Here is a 25,010-nt window from a genome sequence, read left to right as displayed (position 1 = left end):
TCTAGCAGAGTTGCTCTTACTTCCCTATGGTTATCTGTTATCGGGATCATCTTTTACCGGGCCATCTTAATCATAGAGTCTATCTCGGCTGATGAGAGTGAATTGACCTACCATCTTCTGCCGCTCCATGTCGTTTGGGAAGAGAGATTGTTAACTTCACTTCCATTTTCGACATTGACTAAATTCCGAGCTTTTTCTGTTATCTAACTGTTAAATCCCACTTCCATTTGTCTAAAGTTACGGGTAATAATGTTGTCAGCGACACCTTAAGTGTCCAATAAGGATAATTAAAACAACAACATTCACAACATCATAAAAACTATGCTTTATATCAAGGAGTTAAGATGAAAGCAGGCAAAGTTATTGCTACCGCCGTTCTAGCCGGAGCGGCACTACTGTCTTCCCAGAGTATCATGGCCAAAACAGCCAAAGTCGCGGTATCACAAATTGTGGAACACCCCGCTTTAGATGCGACACGTCAAGGGCTACTCGATGGATTGAAAGCCAAAGGCTATGAAGAGGGCAAAAATCTAGAGTTTGATTACAAAACCGCGCAAGGCAACCCTGCCATTGCGGTACAAATTGCCCGTCAATTGGTCGGTGAAAAACCGGATGTATTAGTCGGGATTGCCACCCCAACCGCGCAAGCTCTGGCTTCCGCAACCAAAACGATTCCGATTGTCTTTACTGCGGTAACCGATCCTGTCGGGGCTAAGTTGGTTTCGCAACTGACGCAACCGGGTAAAAATGTGACCGGCTTGTCGGATCTTTCCCCCGTTGAACAGCACATTGAATTGATTAAAGAGATCCTGCCCAATGTGCAATCGATCGGCGTGGTGTATAACCCCGGTGAAGCCAATGCGGTGAGTCTTATCGAATTACTGAAACTCTCGACTGCTAAGCACGGTTTACAGTTGGTGGAAGCGACCGCGCTGAAAACCGCCGATGTGCAATCCGCCACTCAAGCGATTGCCGCAAAATCCGATGTAATTTATGCGCTGATTGATAACACGGTGGCCAGTGCGATTGAAGGCATGATCGTGGCTGCTAATCAAGCCAACACCCCGGTGTTTGGCGCGGCAACCTCTTATGTAGAGCGTGGTGCGATTGCCAGTTTAGGGTTTGACTACTACCAGATCGGCGTGCAAACCGCGGACTATGTTGTCGCGATTCTGGCCGGCAAAGCGCCAGGAACGCTGGATGTACAAGTTGCCAAAGGCTCTGATCTGGTGATCAACCAAACCGCGGCAGCACAGCTTGGGATCACCATTCCTGAAGTTGTATTGACTCGTGCGACCAGCATCAAATAATTAAGCGATGTTTTAACCACTGGGTGCTGTGGCTTGCCCTGCACCGAGTGGTCAGCGTTTATTCAACACGTTGGCGCTTTCCAACTTCGATAAGCAGAAAGGAGTGGTTATGTCTGCTTTTGCCTTTTTTGGCGCGCTGGAGCTCGGCTTATTATATGGCTTAGTGGCTCTGGGTGTTTATCTTACTTTTCGGGTGCTCGACTTTCCTGATTTGAGTGTCGATGGCAGCTTTCCTATGGGGGCGGCGGTGGCTGCAACCGCGATTATTTCAGGGGTGAATCCTTGGCTAGCGACAGGGTTAGCGATTATCGCTGGCGCAGCCACCGGATGGGTCACCGCATTTTTGACCGTGCGTTGCGGCATCTTGCATCTATTGGCCTCGATCCTGACCATGATCGCGGCATTTTCAATCAATATCCGCATTATGGGGCGTCCCAATCTTGCTTTGCTTGGCGAAGAGACGATTTTGACGCCATTTGAGACGTTGGGCGATGCGGTACTGATCCGTCCATTGGTGGTCGGGGTATTGGTGCTCATTTCAGCGCTGCTGGTGGTTAGGCTACTCAATAGTGATTTTGGTTTGGGTTTGCGTGCCACCGGCGTTAACGCGCGTATGGTCGCAGCCCAAGGGGCAAACACAGCTTTTTACACCTATTTTTGTTTGGCGATTTCTAACGGTTTTGTCGGTTTTGCTGGGGCTTTATTTGCGCAAACCAACAGTTTTGCCGATGTCACTTCTGGAGTGGGGACCATAGTGGTAGGGCTGGCCGCGGTAATTTTAGGCCAAACCTTGATCCCTGGCCGCAAAATTTGGGTAGCCGTCGTGGCGGTGATCGTCGGCTCGGTGCTGTACCGTTTAGCGGTGGCGTTTGCGCTTAGCTCTGGCATGTTTGGTTTGCAAGCTTCAGATCTTAACTTAGTCACCGCGGTGTTGGTGGCTTTAGCGCTGATCATGCCGAAAGTGAAGCGAAATTGGCAGGCGAAAAAACGCAATACCACGCTGCATTCGTCCTCTGATCAGCCAACTAACGCATCCGGAGAAAAGCTATGATTCGTTTACAAGATATTCAAGTTACCTTTAATCCAGGGACGATTTTGGAGAATCGCGCGTTACGCGGTGTCGGCTTAGATGTACCAGAGCGGCAATTTTTAACGGTGATCGGCTCCAATGGCGCGGGGAAATCGACTTTGCTTGGCGCTGTCACTGGTGAAACACCGATCATCGCTGGGCGAGTGGTGATTGATGAGATGGACGTGACGAAACAGAGTGTGGCGCAGCGTGCCAATCTTTGTGCGCGGGTATTTCAAGATCCATTAGCCGGAACTTGTGCGGCGCTGACCATCGAAGAAAATATGGCGCTGGCCTATATGCGCGGGAAAAAGCGTGGCTGGAGTTTGGCACTATCGAGTCAGCGGCGTAAATTATTCCAAGAGCGGATCAGCATTCTTGGTCTAGGGTTAGAAGATCGTTTAGCCGACAATATTGGTTTACTTTCTGGTGGGCAGCGCCAAGCGGTGAGTTTGGTAATGGCCACCTTAGCCGACAGTAAACTGCTGCTGCTTGATGAACACACCGCGGCGCTCGATCCACGTATGGCGGCTTTTATTATCGATCTTACCAAAAAAATCGTTAGCGAATTCAATTTGACAGTGATGATGGTGACTCACTCGATGAAAGACGCGCTAGCTTGTGGCGATCGCACCGTGATGTTGCACCAAGGCCAAATTGTGTTAGATGTCAGCGGTCAGCAACGCGCCAAGATGGGCGTTACTGAACTGCTTGAAATGTTTAGCAAAGTCCGTGGCGAAGAGCTGGCCGACGACAGCCTATTGCTCGGTTGAGGATGACTGGAGTTGATCCCGATAACGCTGTAACTGATCAACGATCAGCTCAACTTGAGTCAAGGCGCGTAACTCACCAAATAGCTCATTAGCCTGAGGGTAAGCGTGGCGTAGGTAAGCAAACCACTGTTTGATCCGGTTAGGATAGTATTTTCCCTTATCGCCACGCACTTCGAATTGAGTATAACGCAGCAGCAACTCGACCACTTCGTGCCATGGCATGGGGGGGTGATTGTGTTTGACCACATTGCCTAAATTGGGCACGTTGAGTGCGCCGCGGCACACCATGAGTGAATCGACACCGGTGGTTTGGATACAAGCTTGACCATCGGCGTAATTCCACACTTCACCATTAGCAATTAAAGGAATGGTGCAGTGTTGACGAATTTGATCAATGTAATGCCATTTGATTTCATTGGCCTTGTAACCATCGGCTTTGGTGCGCGCATGCACGGTGAGTTCATCCGCTTTGGCTTGCGCGATAGCATCGACAATTTCAAAGCAATCTTGCGGATCTTGCCAGCCCAAGCGAATTTTCGCCGAAACCGGAATGTGCGCAGGTACCGCGTCACGGCACGCTTTGACCACTTGATAAATGAGCTCTGGATGCTGCAATAACGCCGCACCGCCTTTGCTTTGGTTGACCATTTTGGCTGGACAACCAAAATTGAGATCGATCCCATCGGCCCCGAGTTCGGCAGCGCGAATAGCATTTTCTGCCATCCAGTGTGGATCTTGCCCTAGCAGTTGCACTTTAACCGGGACTCCAGCGGGCGTTTTCGAACCATATTGCAGCTCAGGACAGAGACGATAAAACACATGATCCGGCAGCCGTAAATTGACTACGCGCACAAATTCGGTAACACAGAAGTCGTAGTCATTAATTTGGGTCAGCATGTCACGCATCAAATGGTCTAACACGCCTTCCATTGGGCCTAAAATAACTCGCATAGTGATCAATACCGGCTTGCGCTGAACAAAGGGAGCGAGATTGTAGTAGCAGCATTGACAAATGTCACCCATCGATTCGAATTGCCATCCCGCAGCCTTGCCAGCTGCCACTTCGCCGGCTTTGAGTTATAATGCGCCGCAACTTTCCTTGTATTAAGCATTTTTCATGAATTATTCCTTGATCGATCTTAGCGTGCTGGAGTGCCCTCAATCGGCACTCTTTGTTGAAGGCGTGGTGCTGGCGGCGAATTTTGCCACTCGTCCGCTCGATCCTGAGCAATGGCTAGCAGAGCTGTTTGCCGAGCAACATCAGGCGTTATTATCGCCGGTGACCGAGCAGATTCATCTGCAATACCAGCAGCTTAAAGCCAACGAGTATGATTTATTGGCGCTATTGGCTGAGCATGCTCCATCCCGTGAGCAAGGTTTAGCCGATTTTGCTCAAGGCTTTATGCAACTATGGCCAGCCGTGGAAGAGATGTGGCAGCAAGGCGCGTTTGCAGATGGTTCGATCCGCATGCTGCAAGCTCTGCTGACCAGCTTAATGCTGGCGATGGATGAAGAGCAGACCCAAGCACAAATGCGAGCGGCTGGCTACGAGCAAGTGCCAAGTTTGGCCGATTTGATCGAGCAACTGAATTTGATGGTGCATGAAGTAGCGCTCGCGGCTGATGAAGCCATGCTTGGTGCGAAAGCGCAAAGTGTCAATCCGTTTAAAGGCATTGGTCGCAATGATGCTTGCCCTTGTGCCAGCGGTAAAAAATTCAAACAGTGTTGTGGGCAATCGTTTCTTACCCATGATTGACATGTGAGTGACAGCAAAAGCTTACTCTTTTGCTGTGTTATTATTCTGATGGCAATAATCGCTTGGAGTAGAGTCAGCATGAACAAATGGTTAGCCTTATTATTTTGTAGTTTTTCGGCGCTTGCCGCCCCTAAAGAAAATTTAAGTGAGCGTTTAGCGATCAGTGACGGCTTTAGCGCGACCTTTAACCAGCAAGTCTTAAGCCCAGAAGGTAAGGTGATCATGACTGGGCATGGCACGCTTGATATCGCGCGCCCGAGCCTATTTCGTTGGCAAACCTTAGCCCCAGATGAAAACTTGCTGGTCTCTGATGGCACGACTTTGTGGCATTTTGATCCTTTTGTGGAGCAGGTGACACTGTACCGTGCTGAGCGAGCTCTTGAGCAAACGCCGTTTGTATTACTGACCCGTAATAAAGCCAGTGATTGGGATGCCTACCACGTTGAAGAGCAAGGTGATGTGTTTACCCTGACACCTACCGCCCTCGATTCTAACCAAGGTCGTTTTCAAATCACCATCAGTGCGAAAGGGATAGTGCAAGGTTTTAAAGTGATCGAGCAAGATGGTCAGCAGAGCGCTTTCACCTTTAGCCAAGTTAAGCTGCAAAAACCAGCCGCCAGTTTATTCCAATACCAAGTACCCAAAGGGGTAGAAGTGGACGATCAGCGTGACTAAATCAGCAACAAGGGATCGATGGGCGTGAGTAATTACAGCTTAGATTTTTCTGGTGACGAAGATTTTCGTCCGCTCGCCGCTCGGATGCGGCCACAAACGGTCGAGCAGTATATTGGTCAGCAACATATTCTCGGGCCAGGCAAACCACTGCGCCGCGCCTTAGAAGCGGGGCATATTCACTCGATGATTTTGTGGGGGCCGCCGGGTACCGGCAAAACGACCCTCGCCGAAGTGGCCGCTAATTATGCCCATGCCGAAGTGGAGCGAGTGTCAGCGGTAACCTCTGGAGTCAAAGAGATCCGCGCCGCGATCGAAAAAGCCCGAGAAAATAAACTCAGTGGGCGGCGCACCATTTTGTTTGTCGACGAAGTGCATCGTTTTAATAAATCGCAGCAAGATGCATTTTTACCGCACATCGAAGATGGTACGGTGACTTTTATTGGTGCAACCACCGAAAATCCTTCGTTTGAGCTGAATAACGCGCTGCTGTCCCGTGCGCGGGTGTATAAACTTACCTCGCTCAACCAGTCAGAAATTCTGCAAGCGGTGCAGCAGGCGATTGCCGATCGTGAACGTGGCCTTGGCCAACTGTCAGCGGTGTTTGTCGATAATGTGCTGGATCGCTTAGCGGAATTGGTCAATGGTGATGCGCGGATGGCGCTCAACTATCTTGAGCTGCTGTATGACATGGCACATGAAGATGAGCAAGGTCGTAAACAGATTGATCTGGCGTTGCTGGCCGAAGTGGCGGGTGAAAAAGTGTCGCGCTTTGATAATAAAGGCGATATTTGGTACGACCTGATTTCCGCTGTGCACAAATCGATTCGTGGCTCAAATCCCGATGCGGCGCTGTACTGGGCGGCGCGGATGATTTCTGCTGGCTGTGATCCGCTGTATATTGCCCGTCGTTTGCTGGCGATTGCTTCAGAAGATGTCGGTAATGCGGATCCGCGAGCGATGCAAGTGGCACTAGCGGCTTGGGATTGCTTTACGCGGGTCGGTCCTGCGGAAGGGGAACGCGCGATCGCCCAAGCGATTGTCTATTTGGCGTGCGCACCGAAAAGCAATGCGGTGTACACCGCTTGGAAACAAGCGCTGTCCGATGCGCAGAATCTGCCTGAGTTTGAAGTACCGCCGCATCTGCGTAATGCACCGACTCGACTGATGAAAGATCTCGGTTATGGAGCAGAGTACCGTTATGCCCATGATGAGCCGGGTGCTTATGCCGCAGGTGAGTGCTATTTGCCACCCGAAATCAGTACAACTCGCTACTATCAACCGACGCAACGTGGGCTAGAAACTAAGATTGCTGAAAAGTTAGCGTATCTGGCGGATTTGGACGCAAAAAGCCCACAAAAGCGCTATGAAAAGTAGTGCCTTTTGGTTATCTTTGGCAGGGTAAATTTCAATACGCGTGGCTTTGGCTAAAAAGGAAGCACACGCGCTTTCTCGCAACTCTTAAAGCATAGGATTAGCAATGCTGGATTCTAAATTACTTCGTACTGAGCTGGACGAAACAGCTGCAAAATTGGCACGTCGCGGTTTTAAACTCGACGTGGAGACTATCCGTACTCTTGAAGAACAACGTAAGTCCATTCAAGTAGAAGTTGAGAATTTACAATCCACGCGTAACTCGATCTCCAAGCAAATCGGTCAACTGATGGCGACTGGTGATAAAGCGGGTGCAGAAGCAGTGAAGCAACAAATTGGCACTTTGGGTGACGATCTGGATGCGAAAAAAGTGGAACTGGATGCGATCATGGCACAGTTAGATGCGATCACCCAAATCGTACCTAATCTTCCAGATGATGCGGTACCTAACGGTAAAGATGACAGCGAAAACGTCGAAGTTTCTCGTTGGGGCACGCCAAAAACCTATGATTTCGAAGTTAAAGATCATGTGGATTTAGGTGAAATGGCTGATGGTCTGGATTTTGCGAGCGCAACTAAGATCACCGGCGCACGTTTTGTGGTAATGAAAGGCCAATTTGCTCGTCTGCACCGTGCGATCGCGCAATTTATGTTGGATTTGCACACCGATCAACACGGCTATACTGAGTTGTATGTGCCTTACCTAGTCAACGCGGAAACGCTGTTTGGTACTGGTCAGCTACCGAAATTCGGCCAAGATCTGTTCCATACTGAGCCTTTGACAGAGAAAGCCAGTGACGAAGAGCCACGCCGTCTGTCTTTGATCCCAACCGCGGAAGTACCTGTGACCAACCTGGTGCGTGATACGATTTTGGATGAAGCGCAACTGCCGCTGAAAATGACCGCGCATACGCCATGTTTCCGTTCTGAAGCGGGCTCTTACGGACGTGATACGCGTGGTTTGATCCGTATGCACCAGTTTGACAAAGTGGAACTGGTACAAATCACTCGCCCTGAAGATTCTATGGCGGCATTGGAAGAGCTGACTGGCCATGCAGAAAAAGTGCTGCAACTGCTCGAGCTGCCTTACCGTAAAGTGATCCTATGTACTGGTGACATGGGCTTTGGTTCGTGCAAAACCTACGATTTGGAAGTTTGGGTTCCAGCGCAAGAAACCTACCGTGAAATCTCTTCTTGTTCCAATATGTGGGATTTCCAAGCGCGTCGTATGCAAGCGCGTTTCCGTCGCAAAGGCGAGAAGAAGCCTGAGCTGGTGCACACGCTGAACGGCTCTGGTCTGGCAGTCGGTCGTACTATGGTGGCGATTTTGGAAAACTACCAACAAGCGGATGGCCGGATTGCGATCCCTGCGGTACTGCAAAACTACATGGGCGGTTTAACCCATATTGGTTAATCCGCTTTTCCGATAAACGGAAAATTAGCGCTTAAAGCGCTAAGCATGAAAAAAGCCGGCATACTGATGTCGGCTTTTTTGTGCGTGTCATTTGTTGCGCAGCGTATTGGCTATTGTTTAAAACAGTCTGGGTGGTTTAATGCAGCGGCAATCGCCTCCACCAGCTTTTGTAAGTGTTCAGGTTGGCTAATGTAGGGAGGCATCAGATAAATCAGCCGACCAAAAGGGCGAATCCACACTCCATGCTCTACAAATAGAGCCTGGATCACTTGCATATTGACCGCAAGATGGGTTTCCACCACTCCAATCGCGCCTAACCAACGAGTCTGCTTGACCTGTGGCAAAAGGTTGAGTTTAGGCAGTTGCTCAGCAAAAAATGCTTCGATATTCGCTACTTGTTGTTGCCAATCTCCTTGCTCAAGCAGCGATAAACTGGCGCTGGCGACTGCGCAAGCCAGCGGATTGCCCATAAAGGTAGGGCCATGCATAAAGCAACCCGCTTCTCCGGCGCACACGGTATCGGCCACTTGTTGGGTGGTGAGGGTGGCGGACAAAGTCATGTAGCCGCCAGTCAGCGCTTTGCCAACGCACAGAATATCCGGCTGAATACCCGCATGTTCACAGGCAAAGGTTTTGCCGGTACGGCCAAAGCCGGTGGCAATCTCATCTAAGATCAGCAGCACACCAAACTCATCACACAAAGCTCTAACTTGGCGTAAAAACTCAGGATGATAAATGCGCATACCACCCGCGCCCTGTACGATGGGCTCAAGGATCACCGCGGCAATCTGGTGGTGATATTGAGTGATTTTGTCACGAAAATCGGCAATGTCACGCTCATCCCACGCATCAAAAAATCCGCCTTCTGGCGAGTTAGCGAAAATATGCTCGGGCAGAAACCCTTTGTACAGGCTGTGCATCGAGTTATCTGGATCGGTCACCGACATGGCTGCAAAAGTATCGCCGTGATAGCCGTGGCGTAGGGTGAGAAATTTTGCTCTCGGTTGGCCTTTGCTGTGCCAATACTGCAACGCCATTTTCAAGCTCACTTCCACTGCTACCGAACCTGAATCCGCGAGAAACACTTGCTGCAAATTTTGCGGCGCGAGTTTGAGCAATTTTTGACAAAGCTCAATCGCTGGTTGATGAGTCAAACCACCAAACATGATGTGCGACATCTGCTCAATTTGCTGATGTGCGGCTTGGTTGAGTATGGGGTGATTGTAACCGTGAATGGCAGCCCACCAAGAGGACATGCCATCAACCAAGTTGCGCCCATCTTCGAGCGTGATCATCACGCCATTGGCGCGACTCACGGGATAACAGGTCAGAGGTGTTAGGGTAGATGTGTAGGGATGCCAAATATGGCAACGGTCGAAGGCTAAATCCATCATCATTCCAAAATCAATAAAAGCACAATTAATAATCACATGTAAATAATGTGATTTTCTTATTGTTGACAGTCTAGCGTCGCTCAGTAGACTAGCCAAGCATAAAACTCATCACCCCAATAAGGATTACACGTGGAAGTTCGTCATCACTGGACGGTCGCGGAGGTTAACGCGTTACTGGATCAACCCTTTATGGATTTGCTGTTTGAAGCGCAGCAGGTGCATCGTAAGCATCATCCACACAACCATGTGCAGGTCAGCACACTGCTGTCGATCAAAACCGGTGCTTGTCCAGAGGATTGCAAATACTGCCCGCAAAGTGCTCATTATCGTACTGATGTGGAAAAAGAGCGTTTAATGGAAATCGAACGCGTGTTGGATGCGGCGCAAAAGGCCAAAAATTCAGGCTCGACCCGTTTTTGCATGGGCGCAGCGTGGAAAAACCCGAAACCGCGTGATATGCCACTGCTCAAACAGATGATCCGCGGTGTGAAAGAGATGGGGCTAGAGACCTGCATGACACTCGGTATGCTCACGCCAGATCAAGCGCAGCAGTTGGCGCAAGCTGGGCTGGATTACTACAACCATAACCTCGATACCTCACCTGAATTCTATGGCAACATCATCACCACACGAACCTACCAAGATCGCTTGGATACGTTGTCACATGTGCGTGATGCCGGGATGAAGATCTGCTCGGGTGGGATTATTGGCATGGGGGAAAGCGTCAATGACCGCGCTGGATTATTGGTTGAGCTGGCGAATTTGCCAACACAGCCTGAAAGTGTCCCGATCAATATGCTGGTTAAAGTGAAGGGCACGCCATTAGAGCAAGTGGATGATGTCGAGCCGTTTGATTTTATACGTTTGATTGCGCTGGCGCGGATCATGATGCCGAAATCCGCGGTGCGCCTGTCAGCAGGGCGTGAGCAGATGAATGAGCAGATGCAAGCGTTGTGTTTTATGGCTGGCGCCAATTCGATTTTCTATGGTTGTAAACTGCTGACCACCCCCAATCCAGCCGAAGACAGCGATATGTTGCTGTTTAAAAAGCTGGGTATTAACCGTGAATCCGTCGCGCAAAAACCTGATCAAATCACCGAAAATGAACTACTGGATCGAGTGGTTGAACGCGTAGCTGCACGTCCAACTGCCAATGATTTATTCTATGATGCCGCACTTTAAATCACGCATTACACAAGCGCTCACCCAACGTGAGCAGGGTGGGCTGACTCGCCAACTGCAACAGCTAGAGCGAAGTGGCGCGGGTGAGTTGGCTCTGTTTGATCGTCGCTACTCAAATTTTTCCAGTAACGATTATCTTGGTTTGGCCAATGATGCTCAACTGATCCAAGCTTGGCAAACCGGGTTGAGCCGTTTTGGTGCTGGCAGTGGCGCATCACCGATGGTCACGGGTTTTAGTACCGCGCATGCAGAGTTGGAGCGCGAGCTGTGTGATTGGCTGGGCTATCCGCGCGCGATTTTATTCAGCTCAGGATTTAGTGCGAATCAAGCCGTGCTGTTTACGTTGCTCGAAAAAGGCGATGTGCTGCTGCAAGATAAACTCAATCACGCTTCATTGATCGAAGCGGGCCGCTTAAGCCCTGCCACGATGCAACGTTTTAAGCACAATGATATTGATCATCTCGGTCAATTACTGCGTCAAGCTGCCAATACGTTAGTGGTCACTGAAGGGGTGTTTAGCATGGATGGCGACTGCGCACCTTTGGCACAAATCGCGGCGCTAGTGAAACCGCGCGCTTGGTTGATGGTCGATGACGCGCATGGGATTGGTGTGCTTGGCGAACAGGGCGCAGGCAGTTGCCAAGCCGCTGGCATTCAACCGAATATTTTGGTGGTCACCTTTGGCAAAGCGTTTGGCTTGGCTGGAGCGGCAGTCTTGTGCGATGCGCAAGTGGGCGATTATCTGACCCAATTTGCGCGCCATCATGTCTATTCCACCGCAATGCCTCCCGCGCAGGCGTACGCTTTAACTCAAGCGGCACGTATGATCCAAAGCCAAGCTTGGCGCAGAGAAAAGCTGGCTGAGCTGATGGCGTACTTTGATGAACAGTGTCGAGATCTTCCTGGTTTTATCGCCACTCAAACCCCGATCAAACCTTGGTTATTAGGCCGTAGTGAGCATGCGATGAGGGTCGCTGATCAGTTGAAACAGCAAGGAACTTGGGTCAGTGCGATCCGTCCACCAACGGTTGCTAAGGGTAGCGCACGGTTACGGATTACCTTGACCGCCGCCCACACTAAGCGACAAGTACAACATTTGGCGGAGCAATTAGCGGCTGTGATGGAGTTTAGAGCATGACTATTGTGGCTGAATTATGTGGTGCGGGCCAATTGAGCGCAGGATTGAAAGACAAAAGAGCGATTGCCCAAGCGTTTGGTAAAGCGGCGGCGCATTATGATCAACATGCCGCCTTTCAACGCCAAGTGGGCTGGCGTTTACTGGACAAAATGCCGACTCGGTTAGATGGGCTACAAGTGCTCGATCTTGGTTGTGGGACCGGTTATTTTTCTGCTCTATTGCGTGAGCGTGGTGCGGTGGTAATGTGTGCTGATCTTTCGTCTGTCATGCTTGAGCAAGCGCATCAACGCTGTGGTGATTGCGGCATGGATTACCAGTTGGCCGATGCTGAGCTGTTGCCTTTTATCTCCGCTCGCTTTGATATGGTGTTTTCCAGCTTAGCCTTGCAGTGGTGTGACGACTTATCCTTGCCGCTACAAGAAATTCGCCGGGTACTGAAACCTGGTGGCCAAGCATTCATTTCTACCTTGCTGGAGGGGTCGCTATTTGAATTAGAACAAGCTTGGCGCAGCGTTGATCAGCATCGTCATATCAATTCATTCATCACCAGCAATCAGGTAAACCTTGCGTTAGCGCAAGCTGAATGTATGCAACATCACTTAGACTGGGTAACCATGAGAGTTTGGTATGAGACGGCCTTTGCACTGATGCGCGATCTAAAAGGGATCGGTGCGACTCATGTCAGTGAACGTTCAACAGGGCTGATTAGCCGTCGAACGTTGGCAAAAGTGGAGTCTGCTTATCAAGCTTTCCGTAATCAACACGGTCTTGTGCCAGCCACGTATCAGGTTTGTTTAGGGGTTATTCACCGATGAAAAATGCAATTTTTATCGCAGGGACGGATACCGACGTAGGGAAAACAGTCGCATCAAAAGCGATTTTACAGGCGCTAGCAGCACACAATATCACCACGATTGGTTATAAACCTGTCGCAGCGGGAAGCGAGAAAACAGAGTTTGGTTATCGAAACTGTGATGCACTGCATCTGATGCAAGTCGCCACAGTGGCGATGCCTTATGAGGATGTCAATCCTTACCCGCTAGCCTTACCGACCTCTCCCCATATTGCCGCTAAACATGAAAATGTGACGATTGATTATGCGATATTGAGTCATAAACTGGCTCAACATCAACAACAGGCACAATTGGTCGTGGTCGAAGGTGCAGGTGGTTGGCGTGTACCAACATCCGATGCAGATTGTTTATCGAGTTGGGTTAAACAACAGCAGTTGCCGGTTATTTTGGTGGTTGGGATTAAGCTTGGCTGCCTAAGTCATGCTATTCTGACTGCTGAAGCGATCCGAGCGGATGGTTTACCACTGATTGGCTGGGTTGCCAACCGAGTCAATCCTGGCACCGAACATTATGCTGAAATCATCGAACACCTTGAAGCTCGGATCGGGGCTCCTAAACTGGGTGAAATTCCCTATATTCCGAAGGCTAAACGCCAAGAGTTGGGCAAATATATCCAGTTGCAACCTCTGTTAGCTTCTGTCACCGTCGCGTGATTTAAAATTGTAAGGCGGCTCTACACGAGCCGCCTTTTTCGTATCGGTCGGTAAACTTATCCGCCATTGCGGCGTTGATTATCTATCCCCCTTCTTACTTGAAGCTGCAGCTGTGTTGGCTACCTTCGTTCCCCCCAATTACATAGTTTGTCTATGCTCATGGGGACTCACTTGCCGCCTACCTGCAACTTCAAGTTGTTTGGGTATAGTTGGTAGAAGATTTGCTATCGAAACCCAGTAACGATTGCTGTGTATCGATAATGCGCTGTTGCAGATTTTGTGGATTAGGTGCTAACCCAAGTTGGATCCGTGCTTGTTGTTCATCAATACCTAAATGGCAGCAAAGTAAATCAATCGCCATTTGGTAGCTATTTGCTTCAACCATAAGTTTTCCTTTGCTGATGGTGAAATGGTGGTGACGTTGGCATTGTATTTTTGTCGCCCTTGATGACTTGGCGAACTCTGGCTCAAGATGACTCCTGTCTATACTCAAGTGTTTTGAGTATAGCTCAGCGTTGAGCCACTGTAGGTAAGACATTAAATGTTGCAATTTATTGCTTAACCTTGTTTTTTAAATCGAAGAACATAGGTTTATAAATAATAATAAATGATGTGTGATAAATTGGCGCATCATCCTAGTTGAGCCGTGTTGTTCGGAGAGTAAGTCATGAAACGTATTTTGTTATTCTTAGCCACCAACCTTGCTGTAATTATGGTGCTAAGTGTTGTTTTGAATATTGTGTATGCAGTGACCGGCATGCAACCAGGCAGTTTGTCTGGGCTACTGGTTATGGCGGCGGTGTTTGGTTTCGGTGGGGCTTTTATCTCGCTACTGATGTCGAAAAGTATTGCCCTGCGTTCAGTCAATGGCATGGTGATTGAAAATCCTCGTAACGAAATTGAGCACTGGCTACTACATACCGTGCGTCGCCAAGCAGAGCAAGCGGGTATTGGTATGCCAACCGTGGCGATTTATGACTCTCCCGATATCAACGCATTTGCGACCGGAGCGAAGCGTGATGATTCACTGGTCGCCGTTTCGACAGGTTTGCTGCACAACATGACGCGCGATGAAGCGGAAGCGGTTTTAGCCCACGAAGTGAGCCATATCGCTAATGGAGATATGGTGACTATGACCTTAATGCAAGGTGTGGTGAATACCTTCGTGATCTTCTTATCGCGTTTTATTGCCAATATTGTCGCTTCACGGGATTCAGAAGAAGGTCAGGGCAGTAACACCATGATTTACTTTGCGGTATCTATGGTTCTTGAGTTGGTATTTGGCTTGTTAGCCAGCTTTATTACCATGTGGTATAGCCGTCGCCGTGAGTTTTATGCCGATGCAGGTGCTGCGCAATTGGTCGGTAAGCACAAAATGATTGCCGCCCTAGAGCGCCTAAAAATGGGCCAAGAGTCGCAACTTGAAGGTTCGATGATGGCATTTGGCATCAACGGTAAGCGCTCTCTATCCGAACTGATGATGACTCACCCGCCACTCGAAAAACGGATTGCCGCACTGCGTAATCTGTAAATAAAAACTGTACTCTCTTCTTAATTTATAAAATAAAGGTCTGGCAATCATGTCAGACCTTTTTCACCTTATCAGCCAGCAGCGTGATGAATCATCAAGCCGTTTTGTTAGGCAGAGATAGGTTTGCCCACTTTTTAATCCAGCTTGTGCATAAAAACGATGGGTGTAGATTACTTGATATAGGAGTCTAGAACTTTTAACACAATGTCCATATCGACTTGACGTTGTTGTTTGTCTTCTTCAAGTACGACGTGTTCAAGTAGGTGGCCTTTAATCACTTCGCGCATCAAGCCATTAACTGCCCCTCTAATGGCCGCAATCTGCTGCAGCACATCTTGGCATTCGTGCTCCCTTTCCAGCATTTTTTTTAGCCCATTCACTTGTCCCTGTATTTTGTTTACCCGGGTTTTGAGTTTCTTTTGATCTCTGGTCGTATGTGACATGGTTTATCTTCTTTGAGTGGCTAAATGAGTGGCGCTAGCGGTAATGTAGCATTTGATTATACTGGGGGGTAGTATTGATTACTGGGGGGGGAGTATAGTTTGTTTCAAATTTGAAATGATCACTGGGAACAATAATGGATTTTGTCGAACTACTGCAGCAAGGTAATGGATGGTTCTTTATTCCTAGCGCTATTTTACTCGGTGCGCTACATGGTCTTGAGCCAGGACATTCAAAAACGATGATGGCGGCTTTTATTGTGGCGGTTAAGGGGACTGTTAAGCAGGCTGTGATGTTGGGGTTAGCCGCCACACTATCGCATACTGCTGTAGTGTGGCTAATTGCGGTTGGAGGTATGTATATCAGTCGTAAATTTACGCCTGAAGCTGTGGAGCCATGGATGCAGCTTATCTCTGGGGTAATTATTGTTTTGACTGGTTTATGGATGTTTTGGATAACATGGCGTCATCAACGAGCTTGGCATAAGGATCAGCACCATGATCATCAATGGACAAATCAAATTGTCGATACTGAGCATGGTCATACACATGACTTCGATGTGCACTTTGATAGTGATTCTTGCTCAGAATGTGATCATAAAGAGTATCAAGATGCTCATGAGCGAGCCCATGCTCTGGATATTCAAAAGCATTTTGAAAATAGAGAGGTAACGAATGGGCAAATACTTGTTTTTGGTTTAACCGGAGGGCTGATTCCATGCCCCGCAGCTATCACTATCCTACTTATTTGTTTACAGCTTAAAGCGATGATACTGGGTGCGACTTTAGTTATTTCATTTAGTATCGGCCTAGCACTGACCCTTGTTGCGGTAGGTGTTGTTGCTTCAGTCGGGGTACAAAAGGCGACATCTAGATGGCGTGGATTGAATGATGTTGCACGCCGAGCGCCCTATCTATCCGGCATATTGATTAGTGCAGTGGGTTTATACATGGGAGTATATGGTTACCTTTCACTGATGAGTTAACGTTGTTGGCTACGTTCGCTCACCCCAATCACATCGTTTGCTTATGCTGATGGAGAGTCTCTTACTTGCCGCCTACCTGCAACTCCAAGTGGTTTGGGTATAATTTCGATTGGCAATAAAGCATGCGGGTAGTGTAGTTAGTTGCCTGCTCAAGCGATTTATTTTATAGCCTTAAGTCATTAACCGCATATCGAGCGAATATTGTACAAGGCTATAAAGTCAACTATGGTTGTAATGCAGGATTAACTTCTTATCGTTGTATAACGCTAGGGATTAGCATTATGGACGTACAACATGTTGCGCGTTTTTATCAGCATATCGACAAAAAACAATTACACAAATTACCCGAAATCTACCATCACAATGTGGTATTTGAAGATCCCGCCCATCGTATTCAAGGGGTTCAAGCTCTCACTGACTATTTTGCAACGTTATATCAAAATGTTGAACGTTGTAGTTTTGTGATTGACGAGCAGTACAGCGTAGACGAGGGGGCCTTTTTAATATGGACAATGTACCTACGGCATCCCAAATTAGCCAAAGGACAACTAATTCGTGTTAATGGTGTGAGTTATTTGCGCTTTGCGGATGACAAGGTGATCTATCACCGTGATTATTTTGATATGGGACAAATGCTTTATGAGCGGTTGCCTATATTAGGGTCACTTATCCGTACCATCAAACGGAGACTAGGCCAATGAAATCGGTTTTGATCACCGGAGCGACTTCCGGGATTGGTAAACAACTGGCGCTAGATTATGCCAAAGACGGCTGGACAGTGATCGCCTGTGGGCGCAACGAACAGATTCTACAAACCCTGCATTTAGATTTCCCCAACATTTATCCGCTGGTTTTTGATGTGACCGATGATCAGGCCACCAAAATCGCATTAGCAAAATTACCTTGTCAACCACAGCTTTGGATTTTAAATGCCGGTGATTGTGAATATATCAACCAGGGCAAGATGGATAGCGCGGTAATGAGGCGGGTATTTAACGTTAATGTGCTTGGCGTTGCTACGGTTATTGAGGCGATCCAACCTCATTTAGCGCGTGGTCATCGGGTTGCGATTGTGGGCTCGATTGCAAGTGAGTTGGCGTTGCCCCGCGCACAAGCCTACGGTGCATCCAAAGCTGCAGTGGCCTATCTTGCACGTACACTGCAACTCGATTGGTATCCGCTCGGTATTCAAGTGACGACTATTTTTCCTGGCTTTGTCGCGACCCCCTTAACTCAGCGTAATACGTTTGTGATGCCAATGATTATCTCTGTCGAGCGAGCGGCCCAAGAGATCCGTTCTGGATTAGATCGAGGGTTGGCACAGATCTATTTTCCGCGACGGTTTACTTGGCTAATCCGTCTACTGGGTAGCTTACCTTATGCTTGGCAATGTCAATTAGTTCGGCGCATATTGACTGATTAATGGAGAGTTTGGATGAAGATTGCAATCATTGGTTCTGGTATTTCAGGTTTAACTTGTGGTTACTATTTGCATCGTTATCACGATATCACAATGTTTGAAGCCAATGATTATATTGGGGGGCACACCGCAACCATCGATATTGAGCTGGAGGGCAAGTCATATGCGGTGGATACCGGATTTATTGTGTATAACCAGAGAACGTATCCCAACTTTATCAAAATGATGGATGAAGTCGGGGTGCACGGTAAACCAACCCAGATGAGTTTTAGTGTACGTAACGATACCAATGGCTTGGAGTACAATGGACATACTTTGGCGACACTGTTTGCCCAAAAACGTAATTGGTTCAATCTGCGGTTCTACCGCTTTATCGCAGAAATATTGCGCTTTAATCGCTTAACGAAAGCCTGTGTAGCGCATCGACAGCTCAATGAACAAACCCTTGGTGAGTTTTTGGCTGAGCATAAGTTTGATGATTATTTTTGTGAAAACTACATTTTACCCATGGGTGCAGCGATTTGGTCTTCCTCTTTGACTGATATGCGTGCTTTCCCGCTGCTGTTTTTCGCCCGTTTTTTCCTGAACCATGGATTACTGGATGTGACTCAGCGTCCTCCGTGGTATGTGATCCCTGGTGGTTCGCGTAATTATATTCAGCCATTAACTCAAGGGTTTATCGACCGGATCCATCTTAATAGTGCGGTTAAGCAGGTGAGACGCTTAGCAACCGGGGTTGAGATTCAGGTGAATGATCACGTCGAATTTTTTGATGAAGTTATTTTTGCTTGCCACAGCGATCAGGCACTGGCGATGTTAAGTGAGCCAAGCATGAGTGAACAACAGTTACTTTCTGCTCTGACTTATCAGACCAATGAGGTTGTTTTACACACCGATAGTGCGCTACTGCCAAAATGTAAGGCCGCATGGGCGGCATGGAACTATTGGTTAAAAGGTGAGGCTGATCAACAGACACGTTTACCTGCGCTGACTTATAACATGAATATTTTGCAGCATATTCAAGCGCCACAAACGTTGTGCGTGACGCTTAATTGCAGTGAGGATATTGACCCCAATAAGGTATTAGCTCGCTTTAGCTATCATCATCCGGTGTTTTCTCACAGTGCCATTAAAGCGCAGCAGAAAAAGTCACATATTAGCGGAGTAAACCATACTTGGTACTGTGGTGCTTATTGGCACAATGGATTCCATGAGGATGGCGTACGCAGTGCATTGGATGTGGTGACTCAACTGCAAGCTTATGCACAGCGCGCTGAGCCGGGGCGTAGGGAGTCGCCGAATGTCGATATCTGATCGTAAAACCGAATGGCAAAGTTGCTTAATGATTGGTCAAGTGCGTCATCGTCGCTTTACTCCAGTGCAACATGATCTCAACTATTCTCTCTTTATGCCCTGTATTGATTTAGATGAATGGCCACAACTGGCGAGTACCGTATGGGGAATGGGTGAGCGTTGGTGGCATTGGGCACGCTTGCGGCGTGAAGACTATCTTGGTCAAGGTTCACTTAAACAAGCGGTTCTCGATAAAATTGAGCAGTTGACGGGGGAGCGAATTGAAGGGCGAGTGGTGGCTCTAATACATATGCGTTATCTCGGGATCTATTTTAGTCCGGTCAATTTTTATTATGTGCAGGATACCGATTTGCGTTGGCGTTATTTGCTTGCGGAAGTGAGCAATACGCCATGGAATGAACGGCACTATTATGCCATTTCCGCACGGGATCAAGAGCAGGCAGCTAGCCATTCGGTGATTGAAAGGCAGCATCCAAAGGCATTTCATGTTTCGCCCTTTAATCCGATTGATCAGCGGTATTGTTGGAAAATCCGACCATTAACTCGTTCTGTGCTCATCCATCTTGAGTGTCATCGCACCCATAAAGAGTTTGATGCCACTTTAGCCATGCAAGCACAACCATTGGTCACCACGAATCTATTATTTCAGTTGTTCAAAACTCCCATCATGGCGGTAAAGGTAATGGTGGGGATCTATTGGCACGCCTTTAAATTATGGCGTAAGGGTGTGCCAGTTTATCCACATCCAAAATCAGAGCACAACAATAATTAAGGAGTCTCTTGATGGTAAATAGCTCATCGATGGCAATCTCAGGTTCTTTCAGCCGCTGGCAAAAAGGTGCCCGTAGCGTTATTTATCGCGCATTATCATCGCTTGAAGGCAACTTAACGCTCGTCGAACATATTGCGGGTCAAACACAACCCCGTTGTGAGCAATTTGGCCGAGATGGATTAAATTCCATTCATGCCGTTATTGAAGTCAAGCATCCGGATTTTTATCAGCGAGTGTTAAAAGGTGGCAGTATTGCTGCCGCAGAAGCTTATATGGATGGCTGGTGGGATAGCCCTAATCTGAGTGCCTTGATGCAATTAATGGCAATCAATTTTGCGGCGTTAGATAAACTGGAAAGACAGAGTAATCGTGTTACTCAATGGCTCAATAGGTTAGCGCATTGGCTAAAACGCAACACGCTTGAGCAAGCCCAAGATAATATTCATCAACATTACGATTTGGGCAATTCGTTATACCAATTGTTTCTAGATCAGACGATGCTTTACTCTAGCGCATTATTTACACACAAACATTTTTCATTAGAGCAAGCTCAACAAGCAAAAATGCAGCGCTTGTGTGATCAGTTACAGCTTAAATCGAGTGATCATGTGTTGGAAATTGGTACGGGTTGGGGCGCAATGGCGATTTATATGGCCCAAAACTACGGTTGTAAGGTCACCACGACTACCATCTCCGAACAGCAGTTTGCATATACTCAGCAAAAAATTAGTGCATTAGGTTTGCATAACCACATCACCTTACTCAAACAAGATTATCGTTTGCTGGTTGGACAATATGACAAGCTGGTTTCTATCGAGATGATCGAGGCGGTGGGTAAAGCCTTCCTACCCACATTTTTGAGCCAATGCTATGCCCTATTGAAACCGCATGGAAAAATGGCACTACAGGCGATTACCATTGCGGATCAACGCTATGTGAGTTACAGCAATAACGTTGATTTTATTCAAAAATATATCTTCCCTGGCGGGTTTTTACCTTCTATCTCTGTGCTGACAGATTTAGCGACCAAGCACACCGGATTTATTGTGCGTGATCTATTCGATATTGGGCTTGATTATGCCTTAACACTACAACATTGGCGTGAACGTTTTGAACAGCAGTTACCCAAAGTGCGTGAACTCGGTTATGACGAACGCTTTATTCGCATGTGGCATTACTATTTTTGCTACTGTGAAGGGGGCTTCTTAGCGCGCAGCATCAGCACGATTCATCTCACTTTTGAGCGAGATTAAGTCTATGTCTCTGCTATTAAGTTCCATCTGGTTTGACTTGATATGGGCAATGGCCGTATTCGGTCAGCAAAGGTGGTTATGGTTGACCTCTGGACTGGTTGTTGTGGCTTATGGATGGGCGATGATCCAGCGCCATCCCTTATTAATCAACATGGTTTGGGTCGCCTTACTCGGCATTGTGATTGATTATGGCAATCTAAGCTTGGGATTATTTATCTTTTCTGATCAACAGTTACCACTCTGGTTGGTTGCGCTATGGTTCGCATTTTCATGGTACGCGGCTTATGTAATCCCACCACTCAATCGTTATCCAAAGCCGATACTGTGTGTCGTAGGTGGTAGCTTAGGTAGTTTAAGTTATTGGGTTGGCTATCGAGCTGGTGCGGTCAGTTGGCTATCTTCACACTGGCTGGTATTGGGAGTGGTATTTTTGCAATGGCTCGCAATAACTTGGTTGTTAATCAAGGTCATGAAGTATGAAAAAACCACCAATAGTTAAATTAGTCATGCTGGCTTGTGGTATCAGTTATATCAGCATGCTGAAAGTAGCCGTCCCAGTGGAGTCCGTCACAAGTCGATGGCACGACTGGCCGATTGTTGGGCAAGCGACACTTTCTTGGATCTGGTTTGATATTTACACTGCACAACTGAGAACGCCGACCGGTCAATACCAAGAATCTCAAGATGTTTCACCACATCCGATGGCATTAGAAATTACTTATTTGCGCGCCATCAGTCGTCAGGAATTGATTGAAGCCACTCAAAATCAGTGGCGTAAGCTCGGCATTGCTTCGACGATTAGCCAAGCTTGGTTGGCCAATTTACAGCAAATTTTTCCAAATCTCTTAAGCGGAGATCGTTTGGTCTATGTTTCTGATGGAAAAGATGGAGAGTTCTTTTTTTATCGCCAGCAAGAGGATGAGCGTTCGATCGGTAAGATCAGTGATGAAGCATTTAATGATGCTTTTCTCTCGATCTGGTTATCACCACAAACTGAATATTTAATGCTACGCAATCAATTAATAGGAGTTAATCGACAATGAAACTCTGGAAAAGTGGTTTACTGCTGACTTTAGGTTGGCTGTGGGGCTGCTCGGCAGATATTCATGAATATCGCGCTGCCACACCTAAATTTGATCTATTTAATTATTTTTTAGGTACGACTCATGCGTGGGGAATGGTACAAGATTATACCAATAAGCAAACCCGACGTTTTACCGTAACGATTGAAGGCCGAGTGGAAAATGATCAACTGATCCTGGTGGAGGACTTTGTCTTTGATGATGGCGAAATGGATCAGCGGATCTGGACGATTAGTCGGACTGGAGCTGATCAGTACCAAGGCCATGCCGATGATATCGTCGGGGCTGCTCGCGGGGAAGAAGTTGGTAATGCGTTGCGCTGGCAATATGATTTTATGCTGAAACGCAACAGTAGCGAAGTATTGGTCCACTTTGATGATTGGTTGTATCGACAAGATGAAAAGCGGCTATTCAATTTAACCAAAATTCGCAAATTTGGCTTTGAGGTTGGGCGAATAACGCTATTTTTTGAAAAGCAGGAGTAAAATCAGTCACACTGAGATTTAAAAACAAGGGGAGCCTCGCGGCTCCCCTTGGTCATTTGTTTTCTCTGGTATTCAGATCACAGCTGATCGGTCATTTCAATCGCATAGCCAATGTAGCTGGCTGGAGTCATCGCTTGCAGACGCGCTTTTTCTTCAGCAGGGAGTGCTAAACCATCGATAAATTGACGCATCGCTTCGCCATCGACTCGCTTGCCACGAGTCAGCTCTTTCAGCTTCTCATAAGGCTTTTCAATGCCATAGCGGCGCATCACGGTTTGAATTGGCTCAGCCAGAACTTCCCAGTTGTGATCAAGCTCTGCCAATAGCGCAGCGCGGTTCACTTCCAGTTTGCTGATGCCTTTTAGGGTTGAGGTGTACGCGATAATGGCATAACCGACACCGACACCTAGGTTACGCAGTACGGTAGAGTCAGTCAGGTCACGCTGCCAACGAGAGATTGGCAGTTTTTGCGCTAAATGGGTAAATACCGCATTGGCGAGTCCCAAGTTGCCTTCTGAGTTTTCAAAATCAATCGGGTTGACTTTGTGTGGCATGGTTGAAGAGCCAATTTCACCTGCAATGGTTCTTTGTTTGAAGTGGCCTAAGGCAATGTAACCCCAAATATCACGATCAAAATCGATTAAGATGGTATTAAAACGGCCCACCGCTTCAAACAGCTCGGCAATATAATCGTGTGGCTCAATTTGCGTGGTGTACGGGTTCCAATCTACCCCTAGTGATTGGGTGATAAACTGTTCGCTGAATTGGTGCCAATCTACCGCTGGGTAAGCAGAAAGGTGTGCGTTGTAGTTACCCACTGCGCCATTGATTTTAGCCAGAATTTCTACATTAGCGATCTGCTTGTATTGGCGCTCCATACGGTAAGCCACGTTGGCCATCTCTTTACCCATGGTCGAAGGCGATGCCGGTTGTCCGTGAGTGCGAGAAAGCAGTGGAATATCGCGGTACTCTTCGGCCAGCTTGCGAATCGCATCAATGACGTTGCGAATTTCCGGTAGGATCACGGTATCACGCGCTTCTTTAAGCATTAACGCGTGCGATGTGTTGTTAATATCTTCTGAAGTACAAGCAAAATGGATGAACTCATTGACCGCATGCAGCTCAGGCATTGCCGCCACTTTCTCTTTCAGGAAGTATTCCACCGCTTTCACATCGTGGTTGGTGGTGCGTTCAATCTCTTTGATACGCAGTGCATCCGTCTCACTGAAATTGGCGGCAATCGCATCAAGGAATTGGTTAGCTTCGGCACTGAATGCAGGCACTTCTGCGATTTCGGCAGTGGCAGCAAGTTTTTGTAACCAGCGGATTTCTACGATAGTGCGGTACTTGAGGAGACCAAATTCACTGAAGATACTGCGTAACGCAATCGTTTTACTTCCGTAGCGGCCATCGACCGGTGAAACAGCAGTCAATGCTGACAGTTCCATGTTCTTCTCCTGAATAGTGAGTTAAAGGTGTGAGTAATTCGAATAGGGGGTCATCACTTAGATTCGCGCTAACAAAATCTGCGCCTGTTCGATCATTTTTTTGCGACCAAAAATCAGGTGACGACGACGTCCACCAACCTGACGCCACAATACTGCGCAGCGGATCCCTGATAACAGTAGCGCGCGTACTTTGTGCTGGTTAGTGGTGAGCTGTAACACCGATGGGGTGCCGGTGACTTGAATGCGCGGCCCGATCGGGCTTATTACATCGAGATAAATGCTGGCAAGGTTACTGATCATCTGATCATCGAATAAGTCAAAATGCTCAAGCTGACGCTCGATCATTTGAATGCGGTCACCCAGTTGGTTCATCGTATCGCGACGGCCACTTAACTTACGTTCAAGTGCCATCAGGCTGATCAAATAACGCGTAATTTCGCTACCTGCGGGCGTGCTATCAATACCTTTGACGAGACACGCCAAGCCGAGTTTGAGTTGATGTTCATGGCCGAACACGGCCAGAGTATTACTTGGGTTAGTGCAGGTAATAGCTTTTAGCGAAGTTGCAAACGCATCAGGATCACAATGGCCATTTTTGGCGATCTGTTGAACCAATGTCACTGCTTGGCACAGGCCAGCAAAAGCGAGGGTACGATCGTAAATTGCGTTAGCCACGTAAATCTCCTAAAA

The 25,010-nt window shown here is 47.8% G+C and carries 27 protein-coding genes; 21 read left to right on the top strand and 6 right to left on the bottom strand.

Going from position 1 to position 25,010, the window contains the following annotated elements:
• Nucleotides 1-344 precede the first annotated feature (344 nt).
• From PUN32_RS05095 to PUN32_RS05085, 3 genes are all read left to right on the top strand, one after another.
• A complete protein-coding gene (locus PUN32_RS05095; RefSeq protein WP_274722076.1) occupies nucleotides 345-1,310 on the top strand; it encodes an ABC transporter substrate-binding protein in 966 nt (321 codons plus the stop codon).
• A 109-nt stretch (nucleotides 1,311-1,419) separates the two neighbouring features.
• Nucleotides 1,420-2,361: an ABC transporter permease gene (locus PUN32_RS05090; RefSeq protein ID WP_274722075.1), complete on the top strand. Its 942-nt coding sequence runs from the start codon at nucleotides 1,420-1,422 to the stop codon at nucleotides 2,359-2,361.
• A complete protein-coding gene (locus PUN32_RS05085; protein ID WP_274722074.1) occupies nucleotides 2,358-3,152 on the top strand; it encodes an ABC transporter ATP-binding protein in 795 nt (264 codons plus the stop codon). Before PUN32_RS05090 ends, PUN32_RS05085 begins: the two co-directional genes overlap by 4 nt.
• Here PUN32_RS05085 and dusC read toward each other — a convergent pair.
• Nucleotides 3,138-4,103 (bottom strand): tRNA dihydrouridine(16) synthase DusC, encoded by a 966-nt coding sequence (gene dusC / locus PUN32_RS05080; protein WP_274722110.1) that lies wholly within the window; start codon nucleotides 4,101-4,103, stop codon nucleotides 3,138-3,140. The two genes, PUN32_RS05085 and dusC, sit on opposite strands and share 15 nt — an antisense overlap.
• A gap of 166 nt (nucleotides 4,104-4,269) precedes the next feature.
• Between dusC and PUN32_RS05075 the strand changes: the two genes are divergently transcribed.
• The 4 genes from PUN32_RS05075 (at nucleotide 4,270) to serS (ending at nucleotide 8,368) form a co-directional block, all read left to right on the top strand.
• Nucleotides 4,270-4,908: a YecA/YgfB family protein gene (locus PUN32_RS05075; RefSeq protein ID WP_274722073.1), complete on the top strand. Its 639-nt coding sequence runs from the start codon at nucleotides 4,270-4,272 to the stop codon at nucleotides 4,906-4,908.
• A 78-nt stretch (nucleotides 4,909-4,986) separates the two neighbouring features.
• Nucleotides 4,987-5,583, top strand: a complete 597-nt coding sequence (gene lolA / locus PUN32_RS05070) for an outer membrane lipoprotein chaperone LolA (RefSeq protein ID WP_274722072.1) — start codon at nucleotides 4,987-4,989, stop codon at nucleotides 5,581-5,583.
• A gap of 24 nt (nucleotides 5,584-5,607) precedes the next feature.
• A complete protein-coding gene (locus PUN32_RS05065; protein ID WP_274722071.1) occupies nucleotides 5,608-6,957 on the top strand; it encodes a replication-associated recombination protein A in 1,350 nt (449 codons plus the stop codon).
• 103 nt (nucleotides 6,958-7,060) lie between these two features.
• A complete protein-coding gene (gene serS / locus PUN32_RS05060) occupies nucleotides 7,061-8,368 on the top strand; it encodes a serine--tRNA ligase (RefSeq protein ID WP_274722070.1) in 1,308 nt (435 codons plus the stop codon).
• Between the two features lie 110 nt (nucleotides 8,369-8,478).
• On the opposite strand, the gene bioA is transcribed toward serS, so the two are convergent.
• Nucleotides 8,479-9,759: an adenosylmethionine--8-amino-7-oxononanoate transaminase gene (gene bioA / locus PUN32_RS05055; RefSeq protein WP_274722069.1), complete on the bottom strand. Its 1,281-nt coding sequence runs from the start codon at nucleotides 9,757-9,759 to the stop codon at nucleotides 8,479-8,481.
• Nucleotides 9,760-9,891: 132 nt separating this feature from the next.
• Here bioA and bioB point away from each other — a divergent pair, with 132 nt between their 5' ends.
• Genes bioB through bioD form a run of 4 tightly spaced genes read left to right on the top strand, consistent with a single transcriptional unit; the run spans nucleotide 9,892 to nucleotide 13,589 of the window.
• Nucleotides 9,892-10,944: a biotin synthase BioB gene (bioB, locus tag PUN32_RS05050; RefSeq protein WP_274722068.1), complete on the top strand. Its 1,053-nt coding sequence runs from the start codon at nucleotides 9,892-9,894 to the stop codon at nucleotides 10,942-10,944.
• Entirely contained in the window at nucleotides 10,928-12,082 is a 1,155-nt protein-coding gene (gene bioF, locus PUN32_RS05045; protein ID WP_274722067.1) for an 8-amino-7-oxononanoate synthase, read from the top strand. The genes bioB and bioF overlap by 17 nt, the downstream gene beginning before the upstream one ends.
• Nucleotides 12,079-12,897, top strand: coding sequence for a malonyl-ACP O-methyltransferase BioC (gene bioC, locus PUN32_RS05040; protein ID WP_274722066.1), 819 nt, complete (start codon nucleotides 12,079-12,081; stop codon nucleotides 12,895-12,897). Before bioF ends, bioC begins: the two co-directional genes overlap by 4 nt.
• Nucleotides 12,894-13,589, top strand: coding sequence for a dethiobiotin synthase (gene bioD / locus PUN32_RS05035; RefSeq protein WP_274722065.1), 696 nt, complete (start codon nucleotides 12,894-12,896; stop codon nucleotides 13,587-13,589). The genes bioC and bioD overlap by 4 nt, the downstream gene beginning before the upstream one ends.
• A 190-nt stretch (nucleotides 13,590-13,779) precedes the next feature.
• Here the strand turns inward: bioD and PUN32_RS05030 are convergent, their stop codons facing one another.
• Nucleotides 13,780-13,974: a hypothetical protein gene (locus PUN32_RS05030; RefSeq protein ID WP_274722064.1), complete on the bottom strand. Its 195-nt coding sequence runs from the start codon at nucleotides 13,972-13,974 to the stop codon at nucleotides 13,780-13,782.
• Nucleotides 13,975-14,256: 282 nt separating this feature from the next.
• Here PUN32_RS05030 and htpX point away from each other — a divergent pair, with 282 nt between their 5' ends.
• Nucleotides 14,257-15,120 carry a protease HtpX gene (gene htpX / locus PUN32_RS05025; protein WP_274722063.1) on the top strand — a complete coding sequence of 288 codons (864 nt, stop codon included), beginning with the start codon at nucleotides 14,257-14,259 and terminating at the stop codon, nucleotides 15,118-15,120.
• A 170-nt stretch (nucleotides 15,121-15,290) separates the two neighbouring features.
• Here the strand turns inward: htpX and rcnR are convergent, their stop codons facing one another.
• Entirely contained in the window at nucleotides 15,291-15,563 is a 273-nt protein-coding gene (gene rcnR / locus PUN32_RS05020) for a Ni(II)/Co(II)-binding transcriptional repressor RcnR (RefSeq protein ID WP_274722061.1), read from the bottom strand.
• Between the two features lie 134 nt (nucleotides 15,564-15,697).
• Here rcnR and PUN32_RS05015 point away from each other — a divergent pair, with 134 nt between their 5' ends.
• The 9 genes from PUN32_RS05015 (at nucleotide 15,698) to PUN32_RS04975 (ending at nucleotide 22,872) form a co-directional block, all read left to right on the top strand.
• Complete coding sequence (locus tag PUN32_RS05015; protein WP_274722060.1) at nucleotides 15,698-16,546, top strand: nickel/cobalt efflux protein RcnA; 849 nt, start codon at nucleotides 15,698-15,700, stop codon at nucleotides 16,544-16,546.
• A gap of 281 nt (nucleotides 16,547-16,827) precedes the next feature.
• Complete coding sequence (locus PUN32_RS05010; RefSeq protein ID WP_274722059.1) at nucleotides 16,828-17,247, top strand: nuclear transport factor 2 family protein; 420 nt, start codon at nucleotides 16,828-16,830, stop codon at nucleotides 17,245-17,247.
• The gene (locus tag PUN32_RS05005) at nucleotides 17,244-17,969 is read left to right on the top strand and encodes an SDR family oxidoreductase (protein WP_274722058.1); all 726 of its coding nucleotides are present in this window, start codon (nucleotides 17,244-17,246) and stop codon (nucleotides 17,967-17,969) included. The genes PUN32_RS05010 and PUN32_RS05005 overlap by 4 nt, the downstream gene beginning before the upstream one ends.
• Before the next feature lie 12 nt (nucleotides 17,970-17,981).
• Nucleotides 17,982-19,280: an NAD(P)/FAD-dependent oxidoreductase gene (locus PUN32_RS05000; protein ID WP_274722057.1), complete on the top strand. Its 1,299-nt coding sequence runs from the start codon at nucleotides 17,982-17,984 to the stop codon at nucleotides 19,278-19,280.
• Nucleotides 19,267-20,052, top strand: a complete 786-nt coding sequence (locus PUN32_RS04995; RefSeq protein ID WP_274722056.1) for a DUF1365 domain-containing protein — start codon at nucleotides 19,267-19,269, stop codon at nucleotides 20,050-20,052. The genes PUN32_RS05000 and PUN32_RS04995 overlap by 14 nt, the downstream gene beginning before the upstream one ends.
• Before the next feature lie 11 nt (nucleotides 20,053-20,063).
• On the top strand, nucleotides 20,064-21,305 hold the full coding sequence (locus PUN32_RS04990; protein WP_274722055.1) for an SAM-dependent methyltransferase: 1,242 nt from the start codon (nucleotides 20,064-20,066) through the stop codon (nucleotides 21,303-21,305).
• Between the two features lie 4 nt (nucleotides 21,306-21,309).
• Entirely contained in the window at nucleotides 21,310-21,804 is a 495-nt protein-coding gene (locus PUN32_RS04985) for a DUF2878 domain-containing protein (RefSeq protein ID WP_274722054.1), read from the top strand.
• Between the two features lie 7 nt (nucleotides 21,805-21,811).
• Nucleotides 21,812-22,348, top strand: coding sequence for a chalcone isomerase family protein (locus tag PUN32_RS04980; protein WP_274722109.1), 537 nt, complete (start codon nucleotides 21,812-21,814; stop codon nucleotides 22,346-22,348).
• Nucleotides 22,345-22,872 (top strand): DUF3833 domain-containing protein, encoded by a 528-nt coding sequence (locus PUN32_RS04975; protein WP_166013202.1) that lies wholly within the window; start codon nucleotides 22,345-22,347, stop codon nucleotides 22,870-22,872. The genes PUN32_RS04980 and PUN32_RS04975 overlap by 4 nt, the downstream gene beginning before the upstream one ends.
• Before the next feature lie 77 nt (nucleotides 22,873-22,949).
• On the opposite strand, the gene purB is transcribed toward PUN32_RS04975, so the two are convergent.
• Nucleotides 22,950-24,320 carry an adenylosuccinate lyase gene (gene purB, locus PUN32_RS04970; RefSeq protein ID WP_274722053.1) on the bottom strand — a complete coding sequence of 457 codons (1,371 nt, stop codon included), beginning with the start codon at nucleotides 24,318-24,320 and terminating at the stop codon, nucleotides 22,950-22,952.
• Nucleotides 24,321-24,377: 57 nt separating this feature from the next.
• Nucleotides 24,378-24,995 (bottom strand): high frequency lysogenization protein HflD, encoded by a 618-nt coding sequence (hflD, locus tag PUN32_RS04965; protein ID WP_274722052.1) that lies wholly within the window; start codon nucleotides 24,993-24,995, stop codon nucleotides 24,378-24,380.
• Nucleotides 24,996-25,010 lie beyond the last annotated feature (15 nt).

The sequence above is a fragment of the Vibrio chanodichtyis genome, assembly GCF_028863985.1.
Lineage (GTDB): Bacteria > Pseudomonadota > Gammaproteobacteria > Enterobacterales > Vibrionaceae > Vibrio > Vibrio chanodichtyis.
The sequence above is the reverse complement of the archived record's forward strand: the minus strand, read 5'-3'. Positions and strand labels throughout refer to the sequence as shown.